General features: G+C 62.4%; 26 protein-coding genes, 1 tRNA gene and 1 pseudogene. 7 read left to right on the forward strand and 21 right to left on the reverse strand.

What is annotated here, in order from left to right:
* The first annotated feature begins 11 nt into the window (after window positions 1-11).
* Together NKL06_RS28610 and NKL06_RS28615 are read left to right on the forward strand one after the other, a co-directional pair.
* The gene (locus NKL06_RS28610) at window positions 12-734 is read left to right on the forward strand and encodes a heme-copper oxidase subunit III family protein (protein WP_023667664.1); all 723 of its coding nucleotides are present in this window, start codon (window positions 12-14) and stop codon (window positions 732-734) included.
* 9 nt (window positions 735-743) lie between these two features.
* A complete protein-coding gene (locus NKL06_RS28615) occupies window positions 744-1,142 on the forward strand; it encodes a cytochrome C oxidase subunit IV family protein (protein WP_023667665.1) in 399 nt (132 codons plus the stop codon).
* 63 nt (window positions 1,143-1,205) lie between these two features.
* Here the strand turns inward: NKL06_RS28615 and NKL06_RS28620 are convergent, their stop codons facing one another.
* The 4 genes and pseudogenes from NKL06_RS28620 to tig form a co-directional block, all read right to left on the reverse strand.
* Complete coding sequence (locus tag NKL06_RS28620) at window positions 1,206-2,027, reverse strand: DUF2189 domain-containing protein (RefSeq protein WP_023691119.1); 822 nt, start codon at window positions 2,025-2,027, stop codon at window positions 1,206-1,208.
* 179 nt (window positions 2,028-2,206) lie between these two features.
* Window positions 2,207-3,139 carry a heme o synthase gene (locus NKL06_RS28625; RefSeq protein ID WP_023691118.1) on the reverse strand — a complete coding sequence of 311 codons (933 nt, stop codon included), beginning with the start codon at window positions 3,137-3,139 and terminating at the stop codon, window positions 2,207-2,209.
* A gap of 152 nt (window positions 3,140-3,291) precedes the next feature.
* A pseudogene (locus NKL06_RS28630) lies at window positions 3,292-3,671 on the reverse strand (c-type cytochrome).
* Window positions 3,672-3,931: 260 nt separating this feature from the next.
* Window positions 3,932-5,407 (reverse strand): trigger factor, encoded by a 1,476-nt coding sequence (tig, locus tag NKL06_RS28635; protein ID WP_023681635.1) that lies wholly within the window; start codon window positions 5,405-5,407, stop codon window positions 3,932-3,934.
* A gap of 352 nt (window positions 5,408-5,759) precedes the next feature.
* On the opposite strand from tig, the gene NKL06_RS28640 reads away from it, so the two are divergent.
* Window positions 5,760-5,844: transfer RNA gene (locus tag NKL06_RS28640), tRNA-Leu, on the forward strand.
* Window positions 5,845-5,945: 101 nt separating this feature from the next.
* Here the strand turns inward: NKL06_RS28640 and NKL06_RS28645 are convergent.
* The 3 genes from NKL06_RS28645 to NKL06_RS28655 form a co-directional block, all read right to left on the reverse strand.
* Entirely contained in the window at window positions 5,946-7,394 is a 1,449-nt protein-coding gene (locus NKL06_RS28645) for an aromatic amino acid lyase (RefSeq protein WP_023691117.1), read from the reverse strand.
* Between the two features lie 75 nt (window positions 7,395-7,469).
* Window positions 7,470-8,051 carry a GDYXXLXY domain-containing protein gene (locus NKL06_RS28650; RefSeq protein ID WP_031198171.1) on the reverse strand — a complete coding sequence of 194 codons (582 nt, stop codon included), beginning with the start codon at window positions 8,049-8,051 and terminating at the stop codon, window positions 7,470-7,472.
* Window positions 8,048-9,160, reverse strand: a complete 1,113-nt coding sequence (locus tag NKL06_RS28655; protein ID WP_023691115.1) for a DUF2157 domain-containing protein — start codon at window positions 9,158-9,160, stop codon at window positions 8,048-8,050. Before NKL06_RS28655 ends, NKL06_RS28650 begins: the two co-directional genes overlap by 4 nt.
* A 235-nt stretch (window positions 9,161-9,395) precedes the next feature.
* Between NKL06_RS28655 and NKL06_RS28660 the strand changes: the two genes are divergently transcribed.
* From NKL06_RS28660 to trmFO, 3 genes are all read left to right on the forward strand, one after another.
* Window positions 9,396-9,536 (forward strand): DUF1127 domain-containing protein, encoded by a 141-nt coding sequence (locus NKL06_RS28660; RefSeq protein WP_006335194.1) that lies wholly within the window; start codon window positions 9,396-9,398, stop codon window positions 9,534-9,536.
* 51 nt (window positions 9,537-9,587) lie between these two features.
* Complete coding sequence (locus NKL06_RS28665) at window positions 9,588-9,731, forward strand: DUF1127 domain-containing protein (RefSeq protein WP_023667673.1); 144 nt, start codon at window positions 9,588-9,590, stop codon at window positions 9,729-9,731.
* Window positions 9,732-10,222: 491 nt separating this feature from the next.
* Complete coding sequence (gene trmFO, locus NKL06_RS28670; protein WP_023691114.1) at window positions 10,223-11,635, forward strand: methylenetetrahydrofolate--tRNA-(uracil(54)-C(5))-methyltransferase (FADH(2)-oxidizing) TrmFO; 1,413 nt, start codon at window positions 10,223-10,225, stop codon at window positions 11,633-11,635.
* 36 nt (window positions 11,636-11,671) lie between these two features.
* Here the strand turns inward: trmFO and NKL06_RS28675 are convergent, their stop codons facing one another.
* The 5 genes from NKL06_RS28675 to yajC form a co-directional block, all read right to left on the reverse strand.
* On the reverse strand, window positions 11,672-12,493 hold the full coding sequence (locus NKL06_RS28675) for a phytoene/squalene synthase family protein (RefSeq protein ID WP_023691113.1): 822 nt from the start codon (window positions 12,491-12,493) through the stop codon (window positions 11,672-11,674).
* 25 nt (window positions 12,494-12,518) lie between these two features.
* A complete protein-coding gene (locus tag NKL06_RS28680; protein WP_023688226.1) occupies window positions 12,519-12,908 on the reverse strand; it encodes an Mth938-like domain-containing protein in 390 nt (129 codons plus the stop codon).
* Between the two features lie 11 nt (window positions 12,909-12,919).
* Window positions 12,920-15,472, reverse strand: a complete 2,553-nt coding sequence (secDF, locus tag NKL06_RS28685) for a protein translocase subunit SecDF (RefSeq protein WP_023667677.1) — start codon at window positions 15,470-15,472, stop codon at window positions 12,920-12,922.
* 217 nt (window positions 15,473-15,689) lie between these two features.
* A complete protein-coding gene (locus NKL06_RS28690; protein ID WP_023691112.1) occupies window positions 15,690-16,685 on the reverse strand; it encodes a SecDF P1 head subdomain-containing protein in 996 nt (331 codons plus the stop codon).
* A gap of 53 nt (window positions 16,686-16,738) precedes the next feature.
* Entirely contained in the window at window positions 16,739-17,086 is a 348-nt protein-coding gene (gene yajC / locus NKL06_RS28695) for a preprotein translocase subunit YajC (protein ID WP_023667680.1), read from the reverse strand.
* A 271-nt stretch (window positions 17,087-17,357) separates the two neighbouring features.
* On the opposite strand from yajC, the gene NKL06_RS28700 reads away from it, so the two are divergent.
* Window positions 17,358-18,233 carry an ATP-binding protein gene (locus tag NKL06_RS28700; RefSeq protein WP_023691111.1) on the forward strand — a complete coding sequence of 292 codons (876 nt, stop codon included), beginning with the start codon at window positions 17,358-17,360 and terminating at the stop codon, window positions 18,231-18,233.
* A gap of 100 nt (window positions 18,234-18,333) precedes the next feature.
* On the opposite strand, the gene NKL06_RS28705 is transcribed toward NKL06_RS28700, so the two are convergent.
* The 9 genes from NKL06_RS28705 to NKL06_RS28745 form a co-directional block, all read right to left on the reverse strand.
* Window positions 18,334-19,833 carry a peptidoglycan DD-metalloendopeptidase family protein gene (locus NKL06_RS28705; RefSeq protein WP_023691110.1) on the reverse strand — a complete coding sequence of 500 codons (1,500 nt, stop codon included), beginning with the start codon at window positions 19,831-19,833 and terminating at the stop codon, window positions 18,334-18,336.
* 322 nt (window positions 19,834-20,155) lie between these two features.
* A complete protein-coding gene (locus tag NKL06_RS28710; RefSeq protein WP_023667683.1) occupies window positions 20,156-20,809 on the reverse strand; it encodes a protein-L-isoaspartate(D-aspartate) O-methyltransferase in 654 nt (217 codons plus the stop codon).
* A 26-nt stretch (window positions 20,810-20,835) separates the two neighbouring features.
* The gene (gene surE, locus NKL06_RS28715; protein WP_023691109.1) at window positions 20,836-21,597 is read right to left on the reverse strand and encodes a 5'/3'-nucleotidase SurE; all 762 of its coding nucleotides are present in this window, start codon (window positions 21,595-21,597) and stop codon (window positions 20,836-20,838) included.
* Window positions 21,597-22,901: a serine--tRNA ligase gene (gene serS, locus NKL06_RS28720; protein ID WP_023691108.1), complete on the reverse strand. Its 1,305-nt coding sequence runs from the start codon at window positions 22,899-22,901 to the stop codon at window positions 21,597-21,599. Before serS ends, surE begins: the two co-directional genes overlap by 1 nt.
* Window positions 22,902-23,017: 116 nt before the next feature.
* Entirely contained in the window at window positions 23,018-23,893 is an 876-nt protein-coding gene (gene tatC / locus NKL06_RS28725; RefSeq protein ID WP_023667686.1) for a twin-arginine translocase subunit TatC, read from the reverse strand.
* Window positions 23,890-24,630: a Sec-independent protein translocase protein TatB gene (gene tatB / locus NKL06_RS28730; RefSeq protein ID WP_023691107.1), complete on the reverse strand. Its 741-nt coding sequence runs from the start codon at window positions 24,628-24,630 to the stop codon at window positions 23,890-23,892. The genes tatC and tatB overlap by 4 nt, the downstream gene beginning before the upstream one ends.
* A gap of 86 nt (window positions 24,631-24,716) precedes the next feature.
* Window positions 24,717-24,938, reverse strand: coding sequence for a twin-arginine translocase TatA/TatE family subunit (locus tag NKL06_RS28735; protein ID WP_023681650.1), 222 nt, complete (start codon window positions 24,936-24,938; stop codon window positions 24,717-24,719).
* 180 nt (window positions 24,939-25,118) lie between these two features.
* Window positions 25,119-25,886 carry an SMC-Scp complex subunit ScpB gene (gene scpB, locus NKL06_RS28740; protein WP_023667689.1) on the reverse strand — a complete coding sequence of 256 codons (768 nt, stop codon included), beginning with the start codon at window positions 25,884-25,886 and terminating at the stop codon, window positions 25,119-25,121.
* Window positions 25,883-26,683, reverse strand: coding sequence for a segregation and condensation protein A (locus NKL06_RS28745; protein ID WP_023667690.1), 801 nt, complete (start codon window positions 26,681-26,683; stop codon window positions 25,883-25,885). Before NKL06_RS28745 ends, scpB begins: the two co-directional genes overlap by 4 nt.
* Window positions 26,684-26,714 lie beyond the last annotated feature (31 nt).

Here is a 26,714-nt window from a genome sequence, read left to right on the forward strand (position 1 = left end):
GGTCGAGGAGCATGGCAGAAACGACACTGACGCATACCGGCCAAACGGAGACGCGGCCCGCAGGCTGGCAAGGCATCGCCGCCGATTGGTCCTCGGATCAGCGCGCGTTCAAGAACGTGTCCTGGGGCAAGGCCATGATGTGGATCTTCCTGCTCAGCGACACCTTCATCTTCGGCTGCTTCCTGCTCTCCTACATGACCGCGCGCGTCTCCACACGTGTGCCGTGGCCCAATCCGAGCGAGGTCTTTGCGCTTCGCATCGGCGGTTCGGACATTCCACTGATCCTGATTGCCATCATGACCTTCGTGCTGATATCGAGCAGCGGAACGATGGCCATGGCGGTCAATTTTGGCTATCGCCGCGACCGCCGCAAAACCGCAATCCTCATGCTTCTGACGGCAGCGCTAGGAGCCACCTTCGTCGGCATGCAAGCCTTCGAATGGACCAAGTTGATCACCGAAGGGGTACGGCCGTGGGGCAATCCCTGGGGCGCGGCACAATTCGGCTCGACTTTCTTCATGATCACCGGCTTCCACGGCACGCATGTGACGATCGGGGTGATCTTCCTCATCATCGTGGCGCGAAAGGTCTGGCGTGGAGACTACGACGTCGGTCGTCCCGGCTTCTTCACCAGCCGCAGGGGTCGCTACGAGAACGTCGAAATCATGGGGCTCTACTGGCATTTCGTCGACCTGGTCTGGGTGTTCATTTTCGCATTCTTCTATCTTTGGTGAGAGGCTGACATGGCTGAAGCAACCGCAAACGGCCTCGGGCAACACGCGCTGCACTCTGATCATGCGCATGAAGGGCCATCGACCGGCGTCGCGGAGGTTCATCAGGAACATCCGATCAAGCTCTATCTGGTGGTCTGGGCATGGCTGTTCATCCTCAGCGCCTGCTCCTACATGGTCGATTATCTCGGCATCCACGGCTATCTCAGATGGTCTCTGATCCTGATCTTCATGATCCTCAAGGCCGGGCTGATCGTCGCCGTGTTCATGCACATGGCCTGGGAGCGGCTGGCGCTGACCTATGCGATCATCCTGCCGCCGCTTCTGATATTGGTGTTCGTGGCGATGATGCTCTTCGAAGCGGACTACACGCTTCTCACCCGGTTGTCCTTCTTCGGACCGGGGCCCTGACGCACAGTCTTCATCTCCGGTCAAAGACCGGAGATGAAGCTTCCCATCAGCTGATCTGCGGGGTCAGAGGCCGACCCGCGTCGGGGACGATGGCGGCTCCACAACCTTGCGGTAGACATGCCAGGTGGCGTGACCCAGGATCGGCAGCACGACCGCCAGCCCGGCAAACACCGGCAGCGAGCCTATGATCAGGGCGACGGCGACAATCAGTCCCCAGACAGCCATGGGGATCGGGTTCGCCAGCACCGCTCGCACCGACGTGTGGATGGCTTCGTAGGCGCCGACGTCGCGGTCGAGCAGCAATGGGAAGGCGACAACCGTCGTGCACAACACCACCGCGGCGAAGACGAAGCCGATGGCGTGCCCCAGGACAATCAGAGACCAGCCGCGTCCGGTGGCAAATATTTCATTGATGAAGCCCGAAATCGATGCAGGCGGAGCCGGGCCGAAGAGATATTCGTAGAACACCTGCGCCGCCAAAAGCCAGGCGATGAAGATTGCAACCAGCATGATACCGACTGCGGCGATGGCTGGCAGGGCCGGAGAATTCCTGACCTCGAACGCGTGCGTCCAGGAGGTGTCGAGCCCGGCTTCTCGTCTGCGGCTGATCTCGTAAAGGCCGATCGCCGCGAATGGACCGATAAGCGCAAAGCCGGACACCAGCGGAAACAACATCGGCAACGCATTGGCACCCGAAGTCCAGGCAGCGAGCACCACGCCGACAAGCGGATAGATCAGGCAGAGAAAGACGATGTGCGACGGTTTGACCATAAAATCGTCAACACCGCGCTTGAGCGCATCGAAAAGATCGGAAACACTGATTTTTCGGATTTTGGTGTGTTCCAGCGTTTCGCTGGCGCCTGCAATCACGTGAAAACTTGTCATGCCCGTTCCTCCAGACCAGGTCCGGCAAGGTCGCGGTATCACGGTGCTGCCGTTCTGCATGACTGGCCACGCGAACCGCGACCTGCACCGCAATCAATATACCCCATTGACTGGAGCTTGTCGCCCGTTCTTACAAAAGGCTCCCGGAAGGCGAAGTTTCCGAACACAGCGTCATGGCGTCACCCTCCGGCTGACATGAACGCGCGCATCGCGATGGTATCGGCAAGCAGCACGGCAAAGATCGCGAAAAGATAGAAGATCGAATAGGCAAACAGCGCCTTGGCCGGCTTCATCTCCTTGTCGAGGATGACCAGGGCGTTCCAGGCATGCCAGATGAAACCCGAGCCCAATGCAGCCGAAACAATCCCATAAACCCCGCTCGTAAATCCGAACGCCCAGGGCAGCACTCCGATCGGTGCCAGGAGCAGTGAATAGGCGAAGATCTGCCTTCTGGTCGAGGCCTGGCCGGCCACGTTCGGCATCATCGGGATGCCGGCAGCGGCATAGTCGCCGGCCTTGAACAGTGCGAGCGCCCAGAAATGCGGCGGCGTCCACAGGAAAATGATCAGGAACAGGATGAGGCTTTCAATGCCGATGGCGCCGGTGGCCGCCGCCCAGCCGATCATCGGAGGAAGGGCACCCGCCGCGCCGCCGATGACGATGTTCTGCGGTGTCGAGCGCTTCAGCCACATCGTATAGATGACGACGTAGAAAAAGATGGTGAAGGCCAGCAGTGACGCGGCAAGCCAGCCCACCAGCACGCCGAGCGTCATGACCGAAAGTGCGGAAAGCACCAAGCCGAAGCCGAGCGCTTCGCCGGCCGTGACGCGGCCCGACGGAACCGGCCGCTTTGACGTGCGCGACATCAGCGCGTCGATGTCGGCGTCGTACCACATGTTGAGCGCGCCGGCCGCTCCCGCTCCAACCGCAATCGCACCTATGGCGATCACGGCGATGACCGGGTTCATCGCGCCGGGCGCCTCCATCAGACCGACGAAGGCGGTAAACACGGCAAGGGCCATGACCCGAGGCTTCAAGAGCGCAAAGAAATCACTGGCCGTCGCTTCCGAGAGGCGGACGCCGGTATCCTTGAGGCTTTCCTTGACCGACATTTCAGACGACCATCGATGGAAACCGGGCAGCCTAGAGCAATTCCAGGAAAGTGTATGGGGTTTTCCGCCCGGAATTGCGTAAGAACAAAGAGATCGAGCGGATCGCAGTTTCCGTGAAACGGTGAAACGCTCTGGCCGGCCGAAGAGCCAGGTTACGGGGAAAATTGCTTCAGATAGGCGATGACGTTGGCGACGTCCTCGTCCTTCTTGAGGCCGGGAAACGCCATCTTCGTCCCTTTGACCATTGCCTTGGGGTCGTGAAGATACGTCGTCAGTGTCGGCTCATCCCATTTGACGCCGGATGTGCCGGCCGCGATCATGGCTTCGGAATATTTAAAATCCGGATGCGTGCCGGCCGTCCGGCGATAACGCCATGCAACGAAGGGCCTATCTTGTTGGTGTCTTGGTCTGCGACGTGGCAGACCTTGCATTTGGTGAAGACCTTCTCGCCCGCCGCGGCGTCCTGTGCCCGCGATGGATTGGCGATGAAAGTTGCAACGGAAACGACGGCGAAAAACGCAACCAAGCGCATGGCATTCCTCCCTGATCGTCAAATTTTCCTCAGACGGTCTGCACATGCCGGTAGCACCAGCATGCGCCCTGCACGGCAGAATAGATTCTCCGCTCCTCCCCAGATGGAATTGCGCTACCTGTGTACCACAGAATCTGGCCGGTAGGTAGAACAGGTCGACCGTACAAAGGTTCAGGTGGGCTGCGGTGGCTCAAGGCACATCCGCCACAACGAAAAAGGCCGCCTCGAGGGCGGCCTTTTCTGATCTTGTCGTCAGGCGCTTATTCGGCGTCCTTGGCGGCCTTCTTCTTCGGGGCTGCCTTCTTCTTCGGCTCTTCCGCGTCGTCGGCCTTTTCAGCCTTGTCGGCCTTCTTGGCAGCGGCCTTCTTCGCCGGCTTGGCCTTGGCGGTATCGCCCTCTTCGTCGTCAGCCATCAGCTCTTCCTTGCTGACCTTGACGTCGGTGACCGAGATCTGGCTGAGCAGATGGTCGACGACCTTCTCCTCGAACATCGGCGCGCGCAGCGTGTTCAGGGCTTCCGGATTGCTGCGATAGAACTCGAAGGCTTCCTGCTGCTGGTTGGCCGGGTAGCGGCGCACCTGCTCGAACAGGCCGCGCTGCAGTTCCTCGTCGGAAACGGTGACGCCGGCCTTCTCGCCGATCTCGGCCAAAACCAGGCCGAGACGCACGCGGCGCTCGGCAAGCCGCAGATATTCGGCGCGTGCCTCTTCTTCCGTCGTCTCCTCGTCGGCGAAGGTACGGCCGGCGGCTTCGAGATCGCGGTTGACCTGGGTCCAGATGTTGTTGAACTCGGCATCGACGAGCTTCGACGGCGCCTCGAACGAATAGGCCGCGTCAAGCTGGTCGAGCAGCTGGCGCTTGACCTTCTGGCGGGTCATCGAACCGAACTGGTTCTCGATCTGGCCGCGCACCACGTCGCGCAGGCGCTCCAGCGATTCCAAGCCGAGGTTCTTGGCCATCTCGTCGTTGATTTCCAGCGCGCCGGGCTTGGACACTTCCTTGACGGTGACGTCGAAGGTGGCTTCCTTGCCGGCCAGATGCGCTGCCTGGTAGTTTTCCGGGAAAGTGACGGTGACCTGCTTCTCGTCGCCGGCCTTGGCGCCGATCAGTTGGTCCTCGAAGCCCGGAATGAATTCCTTGGACCCCAGAACCAGCGGCTGGTCGGTGCCGGCGCCGCCGGAAAAGGCCTCGCCGTCGATCTTGCCGACATAGTCGATCGAAACGCGATCGCCTTCGGCGGCCTTGCCGGTCTTCGGCTCGAAGCTTCGCGCCGATTCGGCAACGCGCTGGACCTGCTCGTCGATCTCGCTGTCCGGCACTTCGAATACCTGGCGCGTCACCTTGATGTCGGAGAAATCCTTGATCTCGATCGCCGGGATGACCTCGTAGTTGAGGCGGAATTCGAAGTCGGCGCCGCCGGCCAGGATCTTCTCGGCCTCTTTCTCGTCTTCCGTCATGATCACTTCAGGTTGCATGGCGGCCTTTTCGCCGCGCCCCGTGATGATCGAACGGGTCGAATCGTTGAGGATCTCATTGACCACTTCGGCCATGAACGACTTGCCGTAGACCTTGCGCAAATGCTGCACAGGCACCTTGCCGGGACGGAAGCCGTTGATGCGGACCTTGTTCCTGGCGTCGGACAGCCGCGCCATCAGCTTGGCTTCCATATCACCGGCCGGCACGGTGATCTTGATCTCGCGCTTGAGACCGGAGTTGAGCGTTTCGGTGACCTGCATCGTAAAACCTTTATCTTCACCAAAGAGGCTGCCACGGCGTCTTGCCGTTCACAGCCTGCCGGTACAATCTTGCCGGGAATGGCTTTTGGTACGGAACCTGGCGATTTGACCGAAATTACGGCTCAAATTGTTCCAAACTGCGTTCCAAGATGTGAATAAGTTCTTGTTTTTCCTACTTCTTATCACATTCTGCAGAAGCGGATCGGCGCGTCCCGTCACATTTGACACGCCTTTTGTCACAGGCGGGGCCAATTTTCAACCATCTTCGCGTTGCAGCGAATGACCGCCCCAACGGCAGACATTTTCGCCCCGACATTGACAGAATGATGGCTACATGGGATTGCCGACAAATGCGGATGTGGCGGAACTGGTAGACGCCCTGGATTTAGGTTCCAGTGCCGAAAGGCGTGGGGGTTCGAGTCCCTTCATCCGCACCACCCTTCGCTCTATCGAGCTTCGGGTGGCAGGCCACCCAGGAGCTTGATAAAGCGAAGGGTGTCCTCCGAAGCCGTGGCGTAGGAGGACTGGCGGCGACGGCCTACACTTCAAACACTTGACCGGTAAACCACTCCGCCAATTTCGCCAGCTCCGGCCCCAGCACCCGGTCGGCGTCGACCGGGGGCACGATCTTCCTGATATCCGCGACAAAATCCTGCAATGCCGGCGGCGCGGCGCGTTCAGTCACGTACAGGGCCTGCGAGGCGATCATGGCCAGCATCGCCATTGCCGCATCGAGGCAGCGGCCGGCCGTCGCTTCCTTGGTCCAGGCGAAGAATGCGGTGGTGGCGACGTCGTCCTGGCCGGCGCCGGCCGATTCGGTGCCCGGAATGAAGGTGCGCTGCGCCGCGAGCTTGGCCTGTTCGAAATAGCCGGTGATCGCCATCGGGACATAGCCGACATTGCCATGGCCATCGCTGTCGGCCCAATGCCGCCCGGTCATCAACAGATCGGGCAGCAGCGACACCTTGCCGTTCAGCAGCTTTGAGGCGTGGCGGTCGCAAAGCAGGCAGAGATCGGCCCAGATCGCCGCCAGATCGTCCAATGCCGGTGTCGCCATGGCATTGTGGTAGCCGCCGGTGGAGATGCAGCGTCCCAGCGGATGCGCATCGTCGGGCGGGATATAGACCGGATTGTCCGAGATCGAGGCCAGCGACACGGTCGCCGCCTGCTCGGCGCCCGCCAGCGCCCGATGCGCATGGCCGAGCACGCGCGGCACGATGCGGTAGCTGACCGGCGCCTGATAGTTGCGCCGGCCGTCGCCGGCGCCAACCAGGTATTGCCGCAACCCTTGCAAGGCGGCCGCTTCGTGCGCGTCGCCCCACAGCCCGTCGAGCGCGGCATCATAATGCTCGAGCGGCGCACGAAAGGCTTCGATCGACAGCGCAAACACCTTGTGCGCCATCGCGACGCGACGGCGTGCGGCAAGTGCTGCGTCCGCCACAAGGGCGGCAGCGCAGGGCGAGCCGTTGATCAGCGAGCCCCGCTCCTTCACTTCGAGCTCCAGGCCAGCGGTAAGCGCGGCAAACAGCGGATAGAGCGCCAGGATCTCGCCGGCGCCGCCCTGCCCCTGCGACGACACCACCGGCATGGGTCCACCGTCGAGCATCGCCGCAACGGCTAGCGCGATGCGCGGCGTGGTGGCGGCATTGCCTTCGATGAAATTGGTCAGCCGTGCCAGCACGATCGCCCTGACCACGCGCTCGGGCAACGGCTCCCCGAAGGATGTGGCGGCGGCAAAAGCCTTGATGCGCGCATGGCGGTCGCGCTCGTCAAGTTCGAGCTTGCGGCTTGCCAGCTCGCCCATGGCGGTGGTGACGCCGTAGATGACCGGCGGCGGATCGGACTCAATGAGTTTCAGGAACGAGGCGCGGCATTCGGCAATGCGTTGCAAGGCCTTGTCGCCGATTTCGACCGTGTCGTTTCTCCAGGCGACGCGCAAAACGGCATGGAGATTGATATCTTCGCGCGTCGTCACCGTAATCGGCATTGTCTTCGCCCGTCTGGTTTGCATGAGGGCGGAGCGATCGATCGTTGCCGAAATCCATGCCCTGGGTAATGTCTTCTAGTAGAGCGGTTCCTCAAACAATGTCTTGTCGCCGTCCATCAGCCCCTTGATCTGCGCCTCGCCACTGGCGGCGAGCGCGATGCGCACGCCGAATGGCCGCACCCGCATGTCGTTCTGGATCGCCATGCCCTGGCCCTCAGGTAGGTAGAAGCGGTCGATGCCGTATTGCGGTGCGATCGTGGATTCAGGATCAAGCGTCCAGCCCGGCGCGACCTGGCCGACAATATCGGCTTCGTCGGCGGTCGCTGGCGTCGGAGACTTGCCGAACCAGGCCGTGGTCGCATGCCAATAGCCGTCGGCACCCGGCTTCAGCCGGACCACGATCGGCGTGTTCTCGCTCACGAGCTGGCCGGCCGGGATGTTGGCGATCAGCTTCACCGGCAAGCGCGATATTTCATAGTCGAGGATAATATAGTCGCCGCGCAGCAGATCGCGCGGATCGACCGGCTCGACTTTCAGCAAGACCTCCTTGCCGTTGCGCAGGATCGCCGCGCGGCCGGCGATGATCCAGCTCAGGAAGCCGATCTGGACGAGCGCCAGGACCAGCGCCGAGATGACAAGTTTCTTTCCCGACATCATGCTGCCGCTCCTTCCGGGGCCTTCATGCGTTTTTCCACACGGATGATGACGAGAGCCAGGATGCCGAAAAGCACCGCGGCAGCCAGGAAGAAGCCGGCCGTGCCGAGCATCGTCTGCAAGGTCACGACGTAGATAATGGCGAGCTCGAAGGCAAAGCCGGCATAGGCAACCCAGCGCAGCCCCCTGCTCTCGCGCCCGCCCAGAACGATCGCCGCCGCAATCCCGGCCAGCGCGATAACCGAGGCGACGGCAAAGCCGTTGCTGAAGGCGTTGTCATCGCCCAGTTCGATCTGGATCATCGCCAGCCCGGTGAGAAAGCCGGTCAAGGCGTGCAAAGGCAGCCGCCCGCCGAGCTGCAAGATCCGGTCGGCCGGCCCGGCGGCGAAGATGGAAACCGCAAACAGCAGCGCCGACACCGCGACCAGAGGAATAGCCAGGGCGAGCGTGTTCTGGTCCAGGCCGCGCACCGCGATATAGAAAATGACCGAAAGAATGATCAGGTGGCGTGCCGGCTGGCTGCGCGTCCACAACGAGACGACAAAAAGCACCGGCGCCATGATAACGAAGAAATCCGGAAATACGGGGCGGTCATAAAAGTCGAACGCGCGCACGAACAGCCAGGCAACGGATATGCCGACGGCAGCGACCGTCAGCGGGTTCGAGCGCAACGCCACCGCGGCTAATGCCGTGCCGATGCCCCAGGTGACGATGGCCGAGGCTTCGTCACCCGTGAGATGGTACATCTGGCCGATCAGCGCGATCGATCCGCCGAAGGCCGCGGCGGCCACGATCCACAGCGCCTCGCCGATCGCCGCATGGTCGCGCATCTTCAACACCGCGCCGCCGACATAGCCGGCGAGAATGACGGCAAACAGCGCCGCGACCCGCACCAGCCGCGGGATCGCGTCCCAGTTGGCGGCGACGAAGAGCAGGATCGCGGCGCCGAACAGCAGCGCTGCCATCATGGCCAATATAGTGCCGAAGCTCAGCGATTTGCGCTCGTTTGCGTCGATGTCGCGCTTAAGCGCATCGGCCGTCTTCGCGTCGATCAGGCCAGCCTGCAGCCACCGCCCGATATCGGCCCTCGCCCGTGACGAATAACTCGCCATGCCGCTTCTCCCCCAGCTTGGTCTTTCTGACAGCCGATCCGCTCAAATCGTTGACGCAACGTCATTTTCCGATTCGGGTTTCTTCATGACGAAGCCGTGAACGCGCGTTAATGTTGCATTGCACAATTTGCATTGCTGCCATGCGCCAACAGCACTTTTAAATCGATATAACCCAGCCTATTTACTGTTCGTACACAAACGGAATGATCCGAAGAAAGACGAAACGAGCACTACCATGAACCTGATCCGCAACTACCGCAACTGGCGCCGCTACCGGGACACCGTCTCCGAGCTGAGCCGCCTGTCGAACCGTGAACTGACCGACCTCGGCATCAGCCGCAGCGACATCCACTACGTCGCCCGCAAGGCGGTCTAATCCTCTTCGGATCGCAAATGGTCCGAACCAGTTTTGAAAAAGAGAACGACAATGAACCTGATCCGCAACTATCGTAACTGGCGCGTTTACCGCGACACCGTTACCGAGCTGGGTCGCCTTTCGAACCGTCAGCTCCATGATCTCGGCATCGTCCGCGACGAGATCAAGATCATCGCCCGCAGGGCGACGATCTAACCAGAATTTCGCCAGGGTCGACCTCCTCCCCGACCCTGACGGATACGGTCAGCCTTCACCTCCTCCCGAGGGTTGACCACCAAAACGGCGCCCGCCGCACCTCCTCCCGCGGCGGGCGCTGTTTCCAAACCGAACGCAGTTCGTCTCCAAAGTGAACGCAGTTCGCCTTCCAGGGATTTCGCCTCCCTCGATCCGGCGAAAAGAATTTCGTCAAAGCCGACCTCCTCCCCGGCGATGACGAATACGGCCGATCCCCACCTCCTCCCGAGGATCGGCCCCAAAAACGACACCCGCCGCACCTCCTCCCGCGGCGGGTGTTGTTGTTTTTGGGCAGGCTTTTCAATTGCGCATGCAGTCGATCGAGGCGCTTTACGCCGCCATCAGAGCGTCGCCGCGGACATAAGAAAGTCGAGCTCCGTCGTTGCACGACAATGACCCACGCTCGCACCGGCCAATTGCAAACGGCGCGCCAAGCGATTATTCCGGCGCTCATGAGCAAAAATCCTATCCACATCGTCGGCGGCGGCCTCGCCGGCTCCGAAGCCGCATGGCAGGCAGCACAAGCCGGCGTTCCCGTCATTTTGCATGAGATGCGCCCAGTGCGCGGCACCGATGCGCACAAGACCGATGGGCTGGCCGAACTCGTCTGTTCCAATTCCTTCCGCTCCGACGATGCCGAGAACAATGCCGTCGGCCTGCTGCATACCGAAATGCGACTGGCCGGCTCGCTGATCATGAGCGCCGGCGACGCCAACCAGGTGCCGGCCGGCGGCGCGCTGGCCGTCGATCGCGACGGCTTCTCCGACGCGGTGACGAAAAGGCTCGAAACGCACCCGCTGATCACCATCGAGCGGGAGGAAGTGCCGGGCTTGCCGCCGGCGGAATGGGACCAGGCGATCATCGCCACCGGCCCGTTGACCGCGCCGTCGCTCGCCCAGTCGATCGCCGAGGCAACCGGCGCCGACGCGCTGGCCTTCTTCGACGCCATCGCCCCGATCATCCATTTCGACACGATCGACATGGACACCTGCTGGTTCCAGTCGCGCTACGACAAGGTTGGGCCCGGCGGCACCGGCAAGGACTACATCAATTGCCCGATGGACAAGGACCAGTATCTCGCCTTCGTACAGGCGCTGGTCGACGGCCAGAAGACCGAATTCAAGCAGTGGGAAGGCACGCCCTATTTCGACGGCTGCCTGCCGATCGAAATCATGGCCGAGCGCGGCGTCGAGACGCTGCGCTACGGGCCGATGAAGCCGATGGGGCTGACCAATGCCCACAATCCGACGGTAAAAGCCTATGCCGTGGTGCAGCTGCGCCAGGACAATGCGCTGGGAACGCTCTACAACATGGTCGGTTTCCAGACCAAGCTGAAGCATGCCGAGCAGGTGCGCGTGTTCCGCACCATTCCGGGCCTGGAAAACGCCGACTTCGCGCGCCTCGGCGGCCTGCACCGCAACACCTACATCAACTCGCCGACCTTGCTCGACGCTTCCCTGCAGCTGAAGTCGCGGCCCGGCCTGCGCTTTGCCGGCCAGATCACCGGCTGCGAGGGCTATGTCGAGAGCGCGGCGATCGGCCTGCTCGCCGGCCGCTTCGCCGCCGCCGAGCGTCTCGGCCACGCGCCGTCGCTGCCGCCGCTCACCACCGCCTTCGGCGCCCTGCTCAACCACATCACCGGCGGCCACATCGTCTCAGACGACGAGCCGGGCAAACGCTCGTTCCAGCCGATGAACGTCAATTTCGGCCTTTTCCCGCCGGTGGAAGCACCGAAGACCGAAGGCAAACGCCTGCGCGGCAAGGACAAGACGGTGGCCAAGCGCCACGCGATCACCTCACGCGCGCGGGCAGATTGTCGGGAGTGGCTAGGGCTGCCGGCGCAAACAGCGGAAGCTGCTGAATAGCCAAGTCTCAGAGTCCTAACGCGATTGACGTCTACGTTAACTCGCTGTCCATCCCCGCGTTGCGCGCCTGAGCAACAGCCAATGCCGACGCAGAGCCGAAAGCCGGGCTGCGCCGCCAAGCGGCGAGCGACGACCACTCGCCATCTTGCCGAGATAGGCGCTGGTCAGCGCCAGCGGCAGGAACGCCGGACGCAGCGTTTGCGGAAGTGCGGACGCCCCTTGCTCGAAAGCGCGGAGATGCTCCTGCGCCAATGCAATCATCGCAGCCACCGCGCGCTGAGCGCCGGGGCCGCCGTCGCCGCCGACGAACTCTTCCGGCGATGAGCCTACCGCGGCAAGGATATCCGCCGGCACGAAGCATTGCCCGCGCCGGCGATGCAGCGGCAACAGCAGCAACAGGCCGGTCATCGCCTGGGCGCAGCCGGCCCTGCCCGCCAGTTCGGCAAAGGGCGGCGCCTCATTGGGATCGAGCACCATCGCCGCCAGCTGGATCAGCGCCGCCGCCGTCTCGCCGCAATATCCCTCGAGGTCGGTGCGCGACGGCATCGGATCGTCATAGAGGTCGAAGATGCGCGCCTCGAGCATGTTGTCGAAGGCAGTTTTGGGCAGGCCATGGGCAGAAATCGTCGCCTTCAGCGCATCGGCGAGCGGGTTGCCTGTGGCTGCGGCTTCAGCAGCGATGACATCGCGCCACCATTGCAGCCTCACTTCGCCCGGCAATGCCTCGTGGATGCGGTCTCGGACAGACGCAATCTCGGCATTGAAGGCGTAAAGCGAAAACAGCGCCGCGCGCTTGTTGGCCGGTGCATAGAGTGCGCTGACATAGCGGTCATGGTCGCCGGCGCGCACCGTCTCCATGACGATGTCAGCTGTATCGGTCACGTCAGTCGACGGCGATCAGCGCCGCGGCCACGGCGCGGTCTTCGGCAAGCAGAACATTGTAGGTCCGCACCGCTGCCCCCGTCGACATCGGGTCGGAGCCAATGCCAGCCGCTTTCAGCGCCGCCCGAAGTGCTGTCGGCAAGGGCCGCAAATCCTTGCCTGTGCCGACCAGCAGGATCTCGACCTTGCCGGCCTCGGCCAGCAGCAGGTCGAAATCCGCCGCCGTCAGGGCCAGCGGATCGGCCGGCTCCCAGCCGTGGATGCCGGAGGGCAGGCACAGAAGCGAGCCGCGATGCGACATGTCGGCGAAGCGGAAGCCGCCATTGCCGTAGGCTTCGATCGGCGCCCGTCCGGGGAAATGCGCCTCGCGAATGACGATGCCTTTTGCCACCAGCGCGGCCGTCAGGTCGCCATGGCCTTGCCGCCACCAACCGGCTTCTCCTCATCGGCGCTCGCTCCCTGCGGCCTGAGCCTGAACAGGATCAGCAAGGGCGCTGCGATGAAGATCGACGAATAGGTGCCGAAGACGACGCCGAACAGCATCGCCATGGTGAACGAGCGGATCACCTCGCCGCCGAACAACACCAGCGCCAGCAGCGCCAGGATGGTCGTCACCGAAGTCAGCGTCGTTCTCGAAAGCGTCTCGTTGATGGCGTTGTTCAACAATTGCGGGAGCGGCATTCGCTTGTATTTTCGCAAATCTTCTCGAACACGGTCATAGACGACGATCGTGTCATTGAGCGAATAGCCGATAATGGTCAGGATCGCAGCCAGCGAAGACTGGTTGAATTCGAGCCCGGTGATGACGAAGAAGCCCAGCGTCATCACCACATCGTGCACCGTCGCCACGATCGCGCCGACCGCGAACTGCCATTCGAAGCGGAACCAGACATAGACCAGGATGCCGATCAGCGCGATGATCATGGCGATCGTGCCTTGCTTGGCCAGCTCGCCCGAAACCGTCGGGCCCACCACCTCGACGCGGCGAAAATCGTAATTGTCCTGGAGCTCGCCGCGCACCTTGTCGATGACGGTCTGCTCGGCGTTCTCGCCGCCATCCTGGGTGCCGACGCGGATCAGCACGTCGTTCGGCGCGCCGAATTGCTGGACCTGCACTTCACCGATGTTTAGCTCCGACAGCCGGCTTCTGATATCGCCAATATCGGCGTCGCCTTGCTTGGACTGCACCTCGATGATCGAGCCGCCCTTGAAGTCGATGCCGTAGTTGATGTCGATGGTCAGGAATCCGATAACCGACGCGATCGACAGCAGGCTGGACAGTGCGAAGGTCCAGCGGCGGATGCCCATGAACGGGATTTTCGTGCCGGCCGGAACGAAGGTCACCGGCGCACGCGGCAATTCCTTCGGACGCGCGCGGCGCAGCCAGATCGACACCAGCAGACGGGTGAAGGTGAAGGCGGTGAACACCGTGGTCAGGATGCCGATGGCATAGGTGATGGCGAAGCCCTTCACCGGTCCGGTGCCGAGATAGAACAGCACGACCGTGGCAATCAGCGACGTCACGTTGGAATCCACGATGGTCGCCAACGCCTTGGTGAAGCCGGTGTCGATCGACTGGATGACCGAACGGCCGGCCCGTCGCTCCTCGCGGATGCGCTCATAGATCAGCACGTTGGAATCGACCGCCATGCCGATGGTCAGCACGATACCGGCAATGCCGGGCAAGGTCAGCGTCGCGCCAAGCAGCGACAAGACCCCGACGATCATCGCCACGTGCACGGCGAGCGCAATGTTGGCGAGGAAGCCGAGAAGTCCGTACGCGACGAACATGAAGGCGACGACGAGAATGGAGCCGATGATGCCGGCGACCTTGCCGGCATGGATCGAATCCTGGCCGAGGCCCGGGCCCACCGTGCGTTCTTCGATCACGGTCAGCTTTGCCGGCAACGCACCGGCGCGCAGCAGCACGGCGAGGTCGTTGGCGCTTTCGGCGGTGAAATTGCCTGAAATCTGGCCGCTGCCGCCGAGGATCGGTTCGCGGATCACCGGCGCTGAAATCACCTGATTGTCGAGGATGATGGCGAACGGCTTGCCGACATTCTGCTGCGTCGCCTGGCCGAACCGTGTCGCACCGCGCGAGTTGAAGACGAACGAAACCACTGGCTCGTTGTTTCGGGAATCATAAGTTGCGGTGGCCTTGGCAAGATCCTCGCCGGACACGATGACGCGATTTTCCACCAGATACGGAACCGGCGGATCGTCCTGCGAATAAAGCACCGAGGAGCCTGCCGGCGGGCGGCCGTTCAGCGCATCCTGCACCGACATCGAGGTATCGACCATCTGGAAGGTCATCTTGGCGGTCTGGCCAATGATCTCCTTCAGCCTTTGCGGATCCTGCAGGCCCGGCACCTGGACGAGCACACGGTCGTCGCCCTGCCGCTGCACGATCGGCTCGGTGGTGCCGAGTTCGTTGACGCGACGCTCGACGACTTCGATCGACTGCGCCAATGCGGCTGAGGTGCGGTATTTGATGCCGGCGTCGGTGACGGTGAATTTGAGCAGCCCGGCTTCGGAATCATCCAGGGACATTTCCTGGATGGAGCCACCGGTGAACAGGCCGGCGGCGACCGGATCGGTCAGCGGCTTAAGCGCCGCCTTGGCGGCATCGATCTGGGTTGGATCGGTGATGCGCACTTGTACGGTCCTGCCGGTGCCGCCAAGGCCGGTATAGCCCACCTTGGCATCGCGCAGCAGCGTGCGGATCTCGTCGCGCGTCGTTTCCAGCTGCGCCTTGACGAGATCATTCTGGTCCATCTGCAAGAGGATGTGCGAACCGCCCTGCAGATCGAGACCAAGCGTCATCTGCCGCTTCGGCACCCAGTTGGGCAATTGCGCCAATGTGCTGGCCGGGAAGAGATTTGGCGCGGCAAGGATGAATGTGACGGCCACGGCGATCCAGATCAGGATCATCTTCAGGCGCGAAAAATACAGCATATGGCGTTGTCCGTCAGGGCGTACTGGCGGATCGTTCCGCCGACAATTCGGTTATTTCTTGGCGTTCTTATTTGCCACCGGCTCGCCCTTAACCCGCACTTCGCCGATTGTCGAGCGCGCTGAGGTCAATTTGGCGCTGCCGCCGGCAGCGGTTTCGGCGTCAATCGCCTCTGTCGGTTCCATTCTAATTCTGATCACCGCCGGGCGCTATCGTGCGCTACTCGACTATTTTCAATCGTGCAGGCATCGGTCCGGAACGCAAAAGCAAGGCCAGATCATCGGCGTTCTCCTTGGTGAGGTTGCCCGATATCTGGCCGCGGCCGTTAAGAATTGGCTCGCGGACGACTGGCACCGAAAGCACTTGGTTGTCGAGGATCATCGCAAATAGCTTGCCGACATTCTGCGAGGTCGCCTGCGCAACGCGTGCCGTTGCCCTGGAATCGAAGGTGAACGAAACCGCCGGCTCATTTGTGACGGAGTTGGAAGTCGCCTGAGCATTGACAATGTCGTCACTGGAAACGATCGTTCGGCTCTCAACCAGATAGGGAACCGGTGGATCGTCCTTCGAATAAACCACCACCGAGCCAGCGGGCGTCCGGCCATTGATCGCATCAGCGACCGGCATCGACTCATCAACCCACTGAAAAGTCAGCATTCCGGTTCGGGTGAGAATTCTCGTCAGCCTTTGCAAATCCGCAACGCCCGAGGTCCGGACCAGCATACCGTCTTCGCCCTCTGGCCGCACTACTGGGTCGGCTACACCAAGATCACGCAGGCGATTCTTAATGACCACGATCGACTGCGCAAGCGCGATCGACATCCGATACTTGATACCTGTGTCTGTTACCGTGAACTTGAGCAACGCTGCTCCGGTATCATCCAGGATCACTTCCTGGACAGGACCAGCGCTGCCAAGGACAGGATCAGTCACCGCCTCCAATGCCATCTTGGCCGCGCCGACCTGAGCGGCGTCGGTGATATGCACCTGAACGGCCCGACCCGACTTAGCAAGACCAGTATAGCCGATCCTTGCATCGCGCAGCAGCGTCCTGATTTCGTCACGCGTCGCCTCCAACCGGCGATCGATCACATCGGTCGCGTCCAATCGAAGCAGCACGTCCGCGCCGGCAGCGTGAAGACTGGGCGCGTCGACGAGCATTGTGGCCATAGCAAGCCAGATCAGGATCATTTTCAGGCGCGAAAAATGGACCATACGCCGTCTTTGTCAGAGCTCTGCCCGCGGATCGCTCCGCTTGGGAAACTGGCTTACTTCTTGGCGTTCTGGTTGGCCACCGGCTCGCCCTTGACCCGAACATCGGCGATCGTCGAGCGCAGCGCCGTCACCTTGGTGCCGCCGCCAAGGTCGATCTCAAGCTCATTGTCGTCGATCACCTTGGTCACCTTGCCGACGAAGCCGCCGCCGGTGATGACCGTGTCGCCACGGCGCACGGCCGAGATCATCTCCTGGCGCTTCTTCAACTGGGCGCGCTGCGGCCGGATGATGAGGAAATACATGATCACGAAGATCAGAACGAACGGGAGTATCATGCCGATATCCCCGAACGGACCAAGCGGAGTTCCGGTAGCTTGGGCGTATGCCGGTGTGACGAACATCAAGAACTCCTGGTTACGAAGAAGGCCGTAGGGCGGCCTCGCCAAATTTGGCCGGAATATAGTGGGTAAAGTTACCAATGCAACTGCGCGGCCGGGCTTTCAGCTGCTTTTCCGGCCGGTTGACCCGTGTTAGAGCATGCTCCCGGAATACGGGCGTGGTTTTCGCAAAAGATCATGCCCAAACAAAAGCTTGGAACCAGTTTCTATCTCGCCCGGATCAAGACGATTTCGGCCCCTACGCACGTTCGTGCGGAAACATAAAAGACGAGACATGACCGACAGCACCATCGAGGCCCTGAACCAAAAGCTCGACCGCCTGATCGAGGCGGTCACCCGCCTCGCTCCGCCGCCAGTGCCGCAGACCGATCTTGCCGTGGCCGATTGCTTTGTTTGGCAGGCCGATCCCGGCTATCTCGAGCCGGTGCGCAAGGTCAACCGCGTCGACATCGGCCTGATCCGCGGCGTCGACCGCGTGCGCGACATTCTGGTCGACAACACGGAACGCTTCGCCGCCGGCCATGCCGCCAACAATGTGTTGTTGTGGGGCGCGCGCGGCATGGGCAAATCCTCCCTGGTCAAGGCCGTGCATGCGCAGATCAACGCCAGGGCAAAATCCGACCCGCCGCTCAAGCTGATCGAGATCCATCGCGAGGATATCGACACGCTGCCCAGGCTGATGGGCCTGCTGAAGGCGGCGCCGTTTCGCTTCATCCTGTTTTGCGACGACCTCTCCTTCGACCATGACGACACCTCCTACAAGTCGCTTAAGGCAGCCCTTGAAGGCGGCGTCGAGGGCCGCCCGGCCAACGTCATCTTCTACGCCACGTCGAACCGCCGGCACCTGTTGCCGCGCGACATGATCGACAATGAGCGCTCGACCGCCATCAACCCGTCCGAGGCGGTCGAGGAAAAGGTTTCACTGTCCGATCGTTTCGGCCTGTGGCTCGGCTTCCACAAGTGCTCGCAGGACGAATATCTCGACATGGTCAACAGCTATGCCAGCCATCACGGGCTTACCATCGACCCGGAGCAGCTGCGCGCCGACGCCCTGGAATGGGCAACGACACGCGGCAGCCGCTCGGGCCGCGTCGCATGGCAGTTCACCCAGGATCTGGCCGGCCGGCTCGGCAAGCCGCTGAACGACTGATTGATTTGCGTCAGGTCACTGAAAAAGCCCGCCCCTTGCGGAGCGGGCTGAGCCGGCGGGCCGGACTGGAGGTCAGACGGCCTGCAAAACGTTTATTGTTCTATTCGAGATAACCAGAGGGGTCGACCGGGGCCGAGTTCTTGCGCACTTCGAAGTGCAGTTTCGGCGAGTCGGTGGTCCCGCTCATGCCCGACAGCGCGATCTCCTGGCCGCGCTTGACCTTCTGGCCGCGCTGCACCTCGATCGAACTGGCGTGGCCATAGACGGTGACCAGCCCGTTTTCGTGGCGCACCAGCACCGTATTGCCGAATTCCTTGAGGCCGTCGCCGGCATAGATGACCACGCCGTTCTCGGCCGCCTTGACCGGCGTCCCCTCAGGCACGGCGATGTCGACGCCATCCTTGCCGCCACCAAAATTGGAGATGACGCGGCCACGCACCGGCCAACGCATCTTGCCGATGCCGGTGGCATCGGGCGCAACAGCATCGTCGTCCTCGGCCTGCTGGATAACCTTGGCGTCCTTCTTCGGCGGCGTGTAGGTGGCGAGTGTCTCCGTCGGCTTTGCCGCCGGTTGGGTGGTCGCGGTCGTCACCGGATCAACTTTGGCCGGCTTGGCGCTGGCGACCGTTGCGGTGCCACCTGCCGGAACCTTCAGCGTCTGGCCGATCTTGAGCAGGCCGTCCTGCATGCCGTTCGCCTGCTTCAGCGCCACGACGCCAACGCCGGTCTTCCTGGCGATGGAGGACATGGTGTCGCCCGACTGGACCGTGTAGGTGCCCGCGCCGGCCTTTGGCGCGGCCGAGGCCGTCTGCGCCGGCTTGTCGGTCTTCGGCTTGTTCGCTGCCGAAGCGTCAACCTGCGCGGCGGACTTGCCGTCCTTGAGTTTCGGCTGCTGCGGCAGTACGGCGACCTTCTCCGGCGCCGGCGCCTTGGGGCTGTTTGCCGGCTTGCCGTCGGCAAGTTTCGGCTCTGTCCCCTTGCTTGAATAGGCATAGGCCGGGATGACCAGTTTCTGACCGGTCTTCAGCCCCTTGGTAGCGCTCAAGCCGTTGACCTTCATGATCACGTCGGCGGGCACATGATAGCGATGAGCGATGCCGGAAATGGTCTCGCCGTCGCTGACCACGATCTCGGTCGCATGCGGCGTACCAGCCGCAACTGGTTTCGGATCGGAGTCACCGGCATTCTTGAACGGCCTCGCCGGCTGGACGGTGCCGGTAGTCGTTCTGTCGACATGCGGTGCCGGTGCAAGCGCCGGCGCGGAAGCGGTGCGCATCGGAGCAGCTTTGGGCGCGCTCGGCGGCGGCAGCTGCTGGACGGTGACCGGCTCCAGGCTGGAGCGGCTGACCGACTGGTTATGGCTGCCATCGACAGGTGCCGCAGCGATCGGCTCGGCCGCCACGTCGCCCGGATAGGGCTGAGCGGTGCTCTGCTTGTCGATGATGGCGCGCTGATTGTTGGTCGAGGAGGTGAAGACGTCGTCGACACCATTGAACCGCGAGACTTGGGAGCTACACCCCGCCGCCATTCCGGCAAGCATGAGGACAGCGCAGCCCCGCGACAGAGTACGCCCGTTTGCCTTCAAAACACTGAATTGCATCGCACTAACCCGCACAGACCCGGTACACACTGGTCATGATTAAAGCGCGTTAATGTTACTGGCGGGTTAACCCCATAGAATCAGACGCAAATTTTCTTAAAACATTTTCGAATGCGCCGAAGCTGCGTTGATTCAGATCGGCCCGAGTCGAAAATGACAGGTTCTGAGAACCGGCCTACGCCGGCCGTAGCCTTCATAGAGCGGAGGCATTTATGACGGCTTCGGCCGGCGAAGGCCGGAGCGGAGCGTACTCAAACACGTGAGCATCGGATGCGCAGGAACCTGCCATTTGCAGGCCGGCCTCACCTGGATTTCAGTGCACCTAAATAACCGCCGCAACGCTGCGCAGGATCGGCTGCAGGCGCACGGTGCCGATATCCTCGCGCTCGAAGCGGCTGCCGACCTTGGTCAGCTTGGCCAGCACCTGCTCGCCCTCCTCCGGCCCGATCGGGGCAATGACGATGCCGCCGCTCGACAATTGGTCGAGCAGGAAGCGCGGCAGGCTGTCGAAAGCCGCCCAGGCTACGATGCGGTCGAACGGCGCTTCATTGGCAAGGCCGTTGGAACCGTCGGCCTGACGCACGATGACATTGCCGATGCCGAGCGCCTCGAAGCGTTGCCTGGCCTGCTCGGCCAGCGTCTTGTAGCGGTCGACGCTGACGATGCGCGCCGCGAGCCGCGACATCACCGCTGCCGTGTAGCCCGAGCCGGTGCCGATCTCCAGCACCCGGTTGCCGGGCTCTATTGCCAGGGCCGCAATCACCGCCGCCTGCAGATCGGCGCCCTCGATCGCCTCGCCGCATTCGATCGGCAGCATGCCGTCCGACCAGGCGATGGAATGGAACTGGCCGTTGAGGAAGCCGCGCCGCGGCGTCGCCTCGAAGGCTGCGATCAGCGCCTTCGGCACCGCGCCTTGGCCGCGCAGGCGCAGCAGGAAAGCGGCAAAACCCTCGCGATCGTCGAGCGGCAAGTTCATGCCAGAACCTTCTTCATGCGAACACCTTAATCAGACAGCGCTTTGGTCAGTTGGTCACGGATTTCATGCGCAGTGAGGTCGAGCTGCAGCGGCGTCACCGACACCAGCCGGTTGTGCAGAGCATGGAGATCGGTGCCTTGCTTGCCCTCGACCGGCTCGCGGCCGAAGCGCAGCCAGTAATAAGGCAGGCCGCGCCCGTCGCGGCGCTCGTCGACCCAAAGGCTGTGCACCAGCTTGCCCTGCGACGTCACGACGGTGCCGGCAACCTCGTCAGGCAGGCAGTTGGGAAAGTTGGCGTTGAGCAGCACGCCGTCCGGCAGCGGCATGGCGACGAGCTTTTTCAGCAACGCCGGCGCCAGCGCCTCGGTGGTCTCATAGGAAACGACGCGGTCCTCGCCGACATAGGAATAACCCTGGCTGAGTGCGATCGAGCGGATGCCGAGCAGCGCGCCTTCCATGGCGCCGGCGACGGTGCCGGAATAGGTGACGTCGTCAGCGATGTTGGCGCCGGAATTGACACCGGACAGGATCAGGTCCGGCGCGCCAGGCAGGATCTTCTTGACGCCCATGATGACGCAGTCGGTCGGCGTGCCGCGCACGGCGTAGTGTTTCTCGCCGATCTTGCGCAGCCGGAGCGGCTCCGAGATCGACAGCGAGTGCGCGTAGCCGGACTGGTCCTGCTCCGGCGCCACGACCCAGACATCGTCCGACAGCGTGCGGGCGATGCGTTCGAGCGACGCCAGGCCCTCGGCATGGATGCCGTCATCATTGGTCAGAAGGATGCGCATTACTTCGATTCGATCTTCGCCAGACCGCCCATATAAGGCCGCAGCACTTCAGGAATGGTTACGCTGCCATCCTCATTCTGGTAGTTTTCGATGACGGCAATCAGCGCACGGCCGACAGCGGTGCCCGAACCGTTCAGCGTGTGCACAAAGCGGTTGCCCTTGCCATCCCGGTCCTTGTAGCGGGCATCCATGCGCCTGGCCTGGAAGTCGCCGCAGACCGAGCAGGACGAGATTTCGCGATAGGCGTTCTGGCCGGGCAGCCAGACCTCGATGTCGTAGGTCTTGCGCGCGCCAAACCCCATGTCGCCCGTGCACAGGACCATGGTGCGGAACGGCAGCTCCAGTCGCTTCAGCACCTCTTCGGCGCACTGCGTCATCCGCTCGTGCTCGGCGAGCGAAGACTCCTGGTCGGTGACCGAGACCAGCTCGACCTTGTAGAACTGGTGCTGGCGCAACATGCCGCGCGTGTCGCGGCCGGCGGAGCCCGCTTCCGAGCGGAAGCACGGCGTCAGCGCCGTATAGCGCAGCGGCAGCTTTTCATGGGCCGTGATTTCTTCGCGCACCAGGTTGGTGAGCGGGACCTCGGCGGTTGGAATCAACCCGAGCCGGCCATCGCCATGCTGCACGAAGAACAGGTCGTCCTCGAATTTCGGCAGCTGGTTGGTCCCGAAAAGCACTTCGTCGCGCACCATCAGTGGCGGGATGACTTCTTCATAGCCATGCTCGGTCGTGTGCAGATCGAGCATGAACTGGCCGATGGCGCGCTCCATCCGCGCCAGCCCGCTCTTCAGCACGGTGAAGCGTGATCCCGACAGCTTTGCCGCCCGCTCGAAATCCATCATGCCGAGCGCTTCGCCGATCTCGAAATGCTCCTTCACCCAGTTCGGCCGGGTCGGCACCTCGCCGACGATATGCTTGACGACATTGTCGTGCTCGTCCTTGCCGACCGGCACGTCGTCGAGCGGCACATTCGGCAGCACCGCCAGCGCATCGTTCAGCGTCTTGTCGAGCTCGCGCTCGCACGCCTCGCCATTCTGGATGAAGGTCTTGATATCGCCGACTTCGGCCTTGAGCTTTTCGGCAAGTGCCGTGTCGCCCGAACGCATGGCGTTGCCGATCTCCTTCGAGGCGGCGTTGCGGCGTTCCTGCTTGGTCTGCAGCTCGGTGACGTGCTCGCGCCGCGCTTCGTCCTTCTTGATCAGCTCATCGACCGTGGACTGCGCCTCGTCAGCCGACCACGAGCGCTTGGCCAGCGCCTCGATAAGGGCCTTCGGGTTGTCGCGAATCCATTTGATATCAAGCATGGTTGGTTCGTCCTCAGAATAAGGCTGAGGGGGTAAACCGCATCCTTCATCGATGCAAGATGAGGGTCAGCGGCTGTCGCGTTTTTCCGCTAACGCGGATACCCGAACGCGACAGCCTATGAACGAGCCTGCTTTGAGGACGCGTCCGCCGCCTTTTCGGCCACGGCTTCGGCGGCTTCCTGCTTCTCGCGCGCCAGCTTCTGCTTGACCTGATCGCGCTCGATCAGCCGGGCCGCCCAGATCGACACCTCGTAGAGCAGGATGGTCGGGATCGCCAAACCGATCTGGCTCATCGGATCGGGCGGCGTCAGCACCGCCGCGACGACGAAGGCGATGACTATCGCCCATTTGCGCTTCTCGGCCAGCGCCTTCGACGACAGCATGCCGACCCGCGTCATCAGGCTGGTCACCACCGGCAGCTGGAACACCAGGCCGAAGGAGAAGATCAGCGTCATGATCAGACTGAGATATTCCGACACTTTCGGCAGCAGCGAAATCTGCACCTGGTCGTCGGTGCCGGCCTGCTGCATGGCGAGGAAGAACCACATCACCATCGGCGTGAAGAAGAAATAGACCAGCGACGCTCCCATCAGGAACAGGATCGGCGATGCGATAAGGAACGGCAGGAACGCGTTGCGTTCGTTCTTGTAGAGGCCTGGCGCGATGAATTTGTAGATCTGCGTGGCGATCAGCGGAAAGGCGATGACCATGCCGCCGAACATGGCGAGCTTGACCTGGGTGAAGAAGAATTCCTGCGGCGCCGTATAGATCAGCTCGACCTTGTGCGGATCGAGCCCGGCCCACTGCGTGGCCCATTTGAACGGAACGACCAAAAGATTGAACAGCTTCTTGGCAAAGAAGAAGCAGACGAGGAAGGCGACGAAGAAACCGCCGATCGACCAGATCAGCCGCCGGCGCAGTTCGATCAGATGCTCCATCAGCGGAGCCGACGACTTCTCGATCTCGTCCTTTTCGCTGTCCGTAATGCTCACTTGGCGGCCCCCGCCGTCTTCTTGGACGCGGGCTTCGTGGCCGGCGCAGGCTTCGGCTCAGCCTTTGCGACTGCCTTCGGTGCAGCAGCGGGCTTGGTGGCGGCTTTTCCAGGTGCAGCCTTGGCGGGCGCCGCTGACGGCTTGGCCGCCACCTTCGCCGCAGGCGCCGGCTTTGCCGGTGCTGCCTTGGCTGCCGCTGTTTTGGTTGCAGGGGCCTTTGATATCGCGGCCCCCTTGGCGCGCGCGTTTCGTGGCGCTGCTGTTGCTGCAGCCGGTGTCACCACCGCCTGATCGGTCATCGCCGGAAGGATCGGCGCCGCCGGCGCTGTCTCCGGTCCGTTGACACCCGGCATCACCGTCGCGCCGTTCTTGAGCGGCTCGGCCGGCTGTGGTGTTTCTGCCGCGGGCGTTGAGGGGTCGACGGCGGGCTTCGGCTTCATCACCGCATCGACGCCGGAGCGAACCTCGGCTGCCGCCTGTTCGAACGGATTGAGCTGCTTGCGGATTTCGGCCGCCGGATTGAGGCCGCGCAGCGTATCGACAGACTTCTTGACGTCGTCGAGCTCGGCTTCCTTCAACGCCTCGTTGAACTGCTTCTGGAAGTCGGAGGCCATGGCACGCAGCTTCGCCGTCGTGCGGCCGAAGGTGCGCAGCATATTGGGCAAATCCTTGGGTCCGACGACCACGATCATGACGATCGCGATCACCAGCATTTCGGTCCAGCCGACTTCAAACATGGCAATCAGTTCCGACTAGTGCTTGTCGCCCAAAAGTGCGAAGCGGTTTTGGGACAACGACTTGCACAAAAGCAACAACCTTCGGCTCAGCTCTTGCTGGCCTTTTCCTTCACTGCCGAAACGGTCTCGTCCGGGCGGTGCTCGACGGTGCGCTTGTCTTCGGCGGTATCGTCGTCGGCCATGCCCTTCTTGAAGCTCTTGATGCCCTTGGCCATGTCGCCCATCAGCTCGGGTATCTTGCCGCGGCCGAACACCAGCAGCACGATCACCAGCACGATCATCCAGTGCCAAATCGAAAATGAACCCATTGTAACTCTCTCTCGAATGTTTTCCCTGGCGATGATCTATGCGTTTTCGCGTTGGGATTCAAACACAACAGCGACAAAGTTTATGAAGGCGCGGCTTATGTCACGCATTTTCGGCAAAGCTGCCCGCTACCAATCGGCGCATCTACCGCAGCAATGCAGCTTTTTGACAGCGGCTTGCGGTCAATCTTCCGTGACGCGCGGCGTCAGCAGGCCAAGTTCCTCGAGATCGATGTCGGTCAACGCATCCTCGTCCTCGGTCAGCGCGTCCGGATCGGCCGGCGGCAACGGGATGGCGAAATTCGACGGCATGCGGCCGGAGAGCAGCCCTGCCCCCTTCAGTTCGTCCATCCCGGGAAGATCGCGGATCTCCTCCAGTGCGAAATGGTCGAGGAAAGTGTCTGTCGTGCCGTAGGTGACGGGACGGCCGGGCGTGCGGCGGCGGCCGCGCATGCGCACCCATTCCGTTTCGAGCAGCGTATCCAGCGTGCCCTTCGAGGTCTCGACGCCTCTGATGTCCTCGATCTCGGCGCGCGTCACCGGCTGGTGGTAGGCGATGATCGCCAGCACTTCGAGCGCGGCGCGCGACAGCTTGCGCTGCTGCACAGTGTCGCGGCTCATCAGGAAGGCGAGATCGCCGGCGGTACGGAACGCCCAGGCATCGCCGACCCGAACCAGATTGACGCCGCGCCGCGCATAGATCTGCTGCAGCTCAGCCATGGCAGCGGCAATGCTGATGCCATCGGGCAATCTGGCTGCGAGCTGCTTTTCGCTGACCGGCTCGGCGCTGGCGAACACGATCGCCTCGGCCATGCGTATGGCTTCGGCCATATGCAGCCGTTCGCCAGGATTCAGAAGCAGGGTATCAGTCGGGTCCTGGGCGATAATGCCCTCCTCGGTCTCTTCTTCGACCTTGAACGGAATGACCGAAGCGTTGGCGCGTTCGCTCATGATGCCACCTCGACTGCCTTGATTGGTTGCGCGCGGCCGCGCAGATAGAGCGGCGCGAACACCTGGTCCTGTCGCATCTCGATGCTGCCTTCGCGCACCAGTTCCAGCGACGCCGCGAACGAGCTGGCAATCGCGGTACGCCGTTCGTCCGGGCTGGTCAGGTAATTGATCAGATAGCTGTCCAGCGCCGTCCAGTCGCGCAGCGAGCCGATCAGCCGGGTCAGGATATCGCGCGCATCCTTGAGCGACCACACGCCACGCCGGGCAATTGTCACATTGGTGATCGCCTGTTTCTGGCGCTGCTGCGCATAGGCGGTGAGCAAATCGTAGAGCGAGGCCGAATAGGCGTTACGCTTCTCGACGATGACCATTTCAGGCATGCCGCGTGCAAACACGTCGCGGCCGAGCCGGTTGCGGTTGACCAGCCTTGCCGAGGCGTCGCGCATGGCCTCCAGACGCTTCAGCCGGAACTGCAGCACCGCGGCCAGTTCCTCGCCGCTTTCGCCTTCCTCGCCGGGCTGCTTGGGGATGAGGAGCTTCGACTTGAGGAAGGCCAGCCACGCCGCCATCACCAGGTAGTCGGCGGCAAGCTCAAGCCTTAGCGCCCTCGCCGTCTCGACGAAGGTCAGATACTGCTCGACCAGCGCCAAGATGGAAATCCGCGACAGATCGACCTTTTGGTTGCGGGCGAGATGCAGCAAGAGGTCGAGCGGACCTTCGAACCCGGCGACGTCGACGACAAGCGACGGGTCGCCGGTGACCCGTGAATCGTCGTTCTCGGCCCACAGACGGTCCATCGGTGCGGCCTTCGCAGCCTTGCTGTCCAAT

The sequence above is a fragment of the Mesorhizobium sp. C268A genome (assembly GCF_040324475.1).
Taxonomy (GTDB): domain Bacteria; phylum Pseudomonadota; class Alphaproteobacteria; order Rhizobiales; family Rhizobiaceae; genus Mesorhizobium.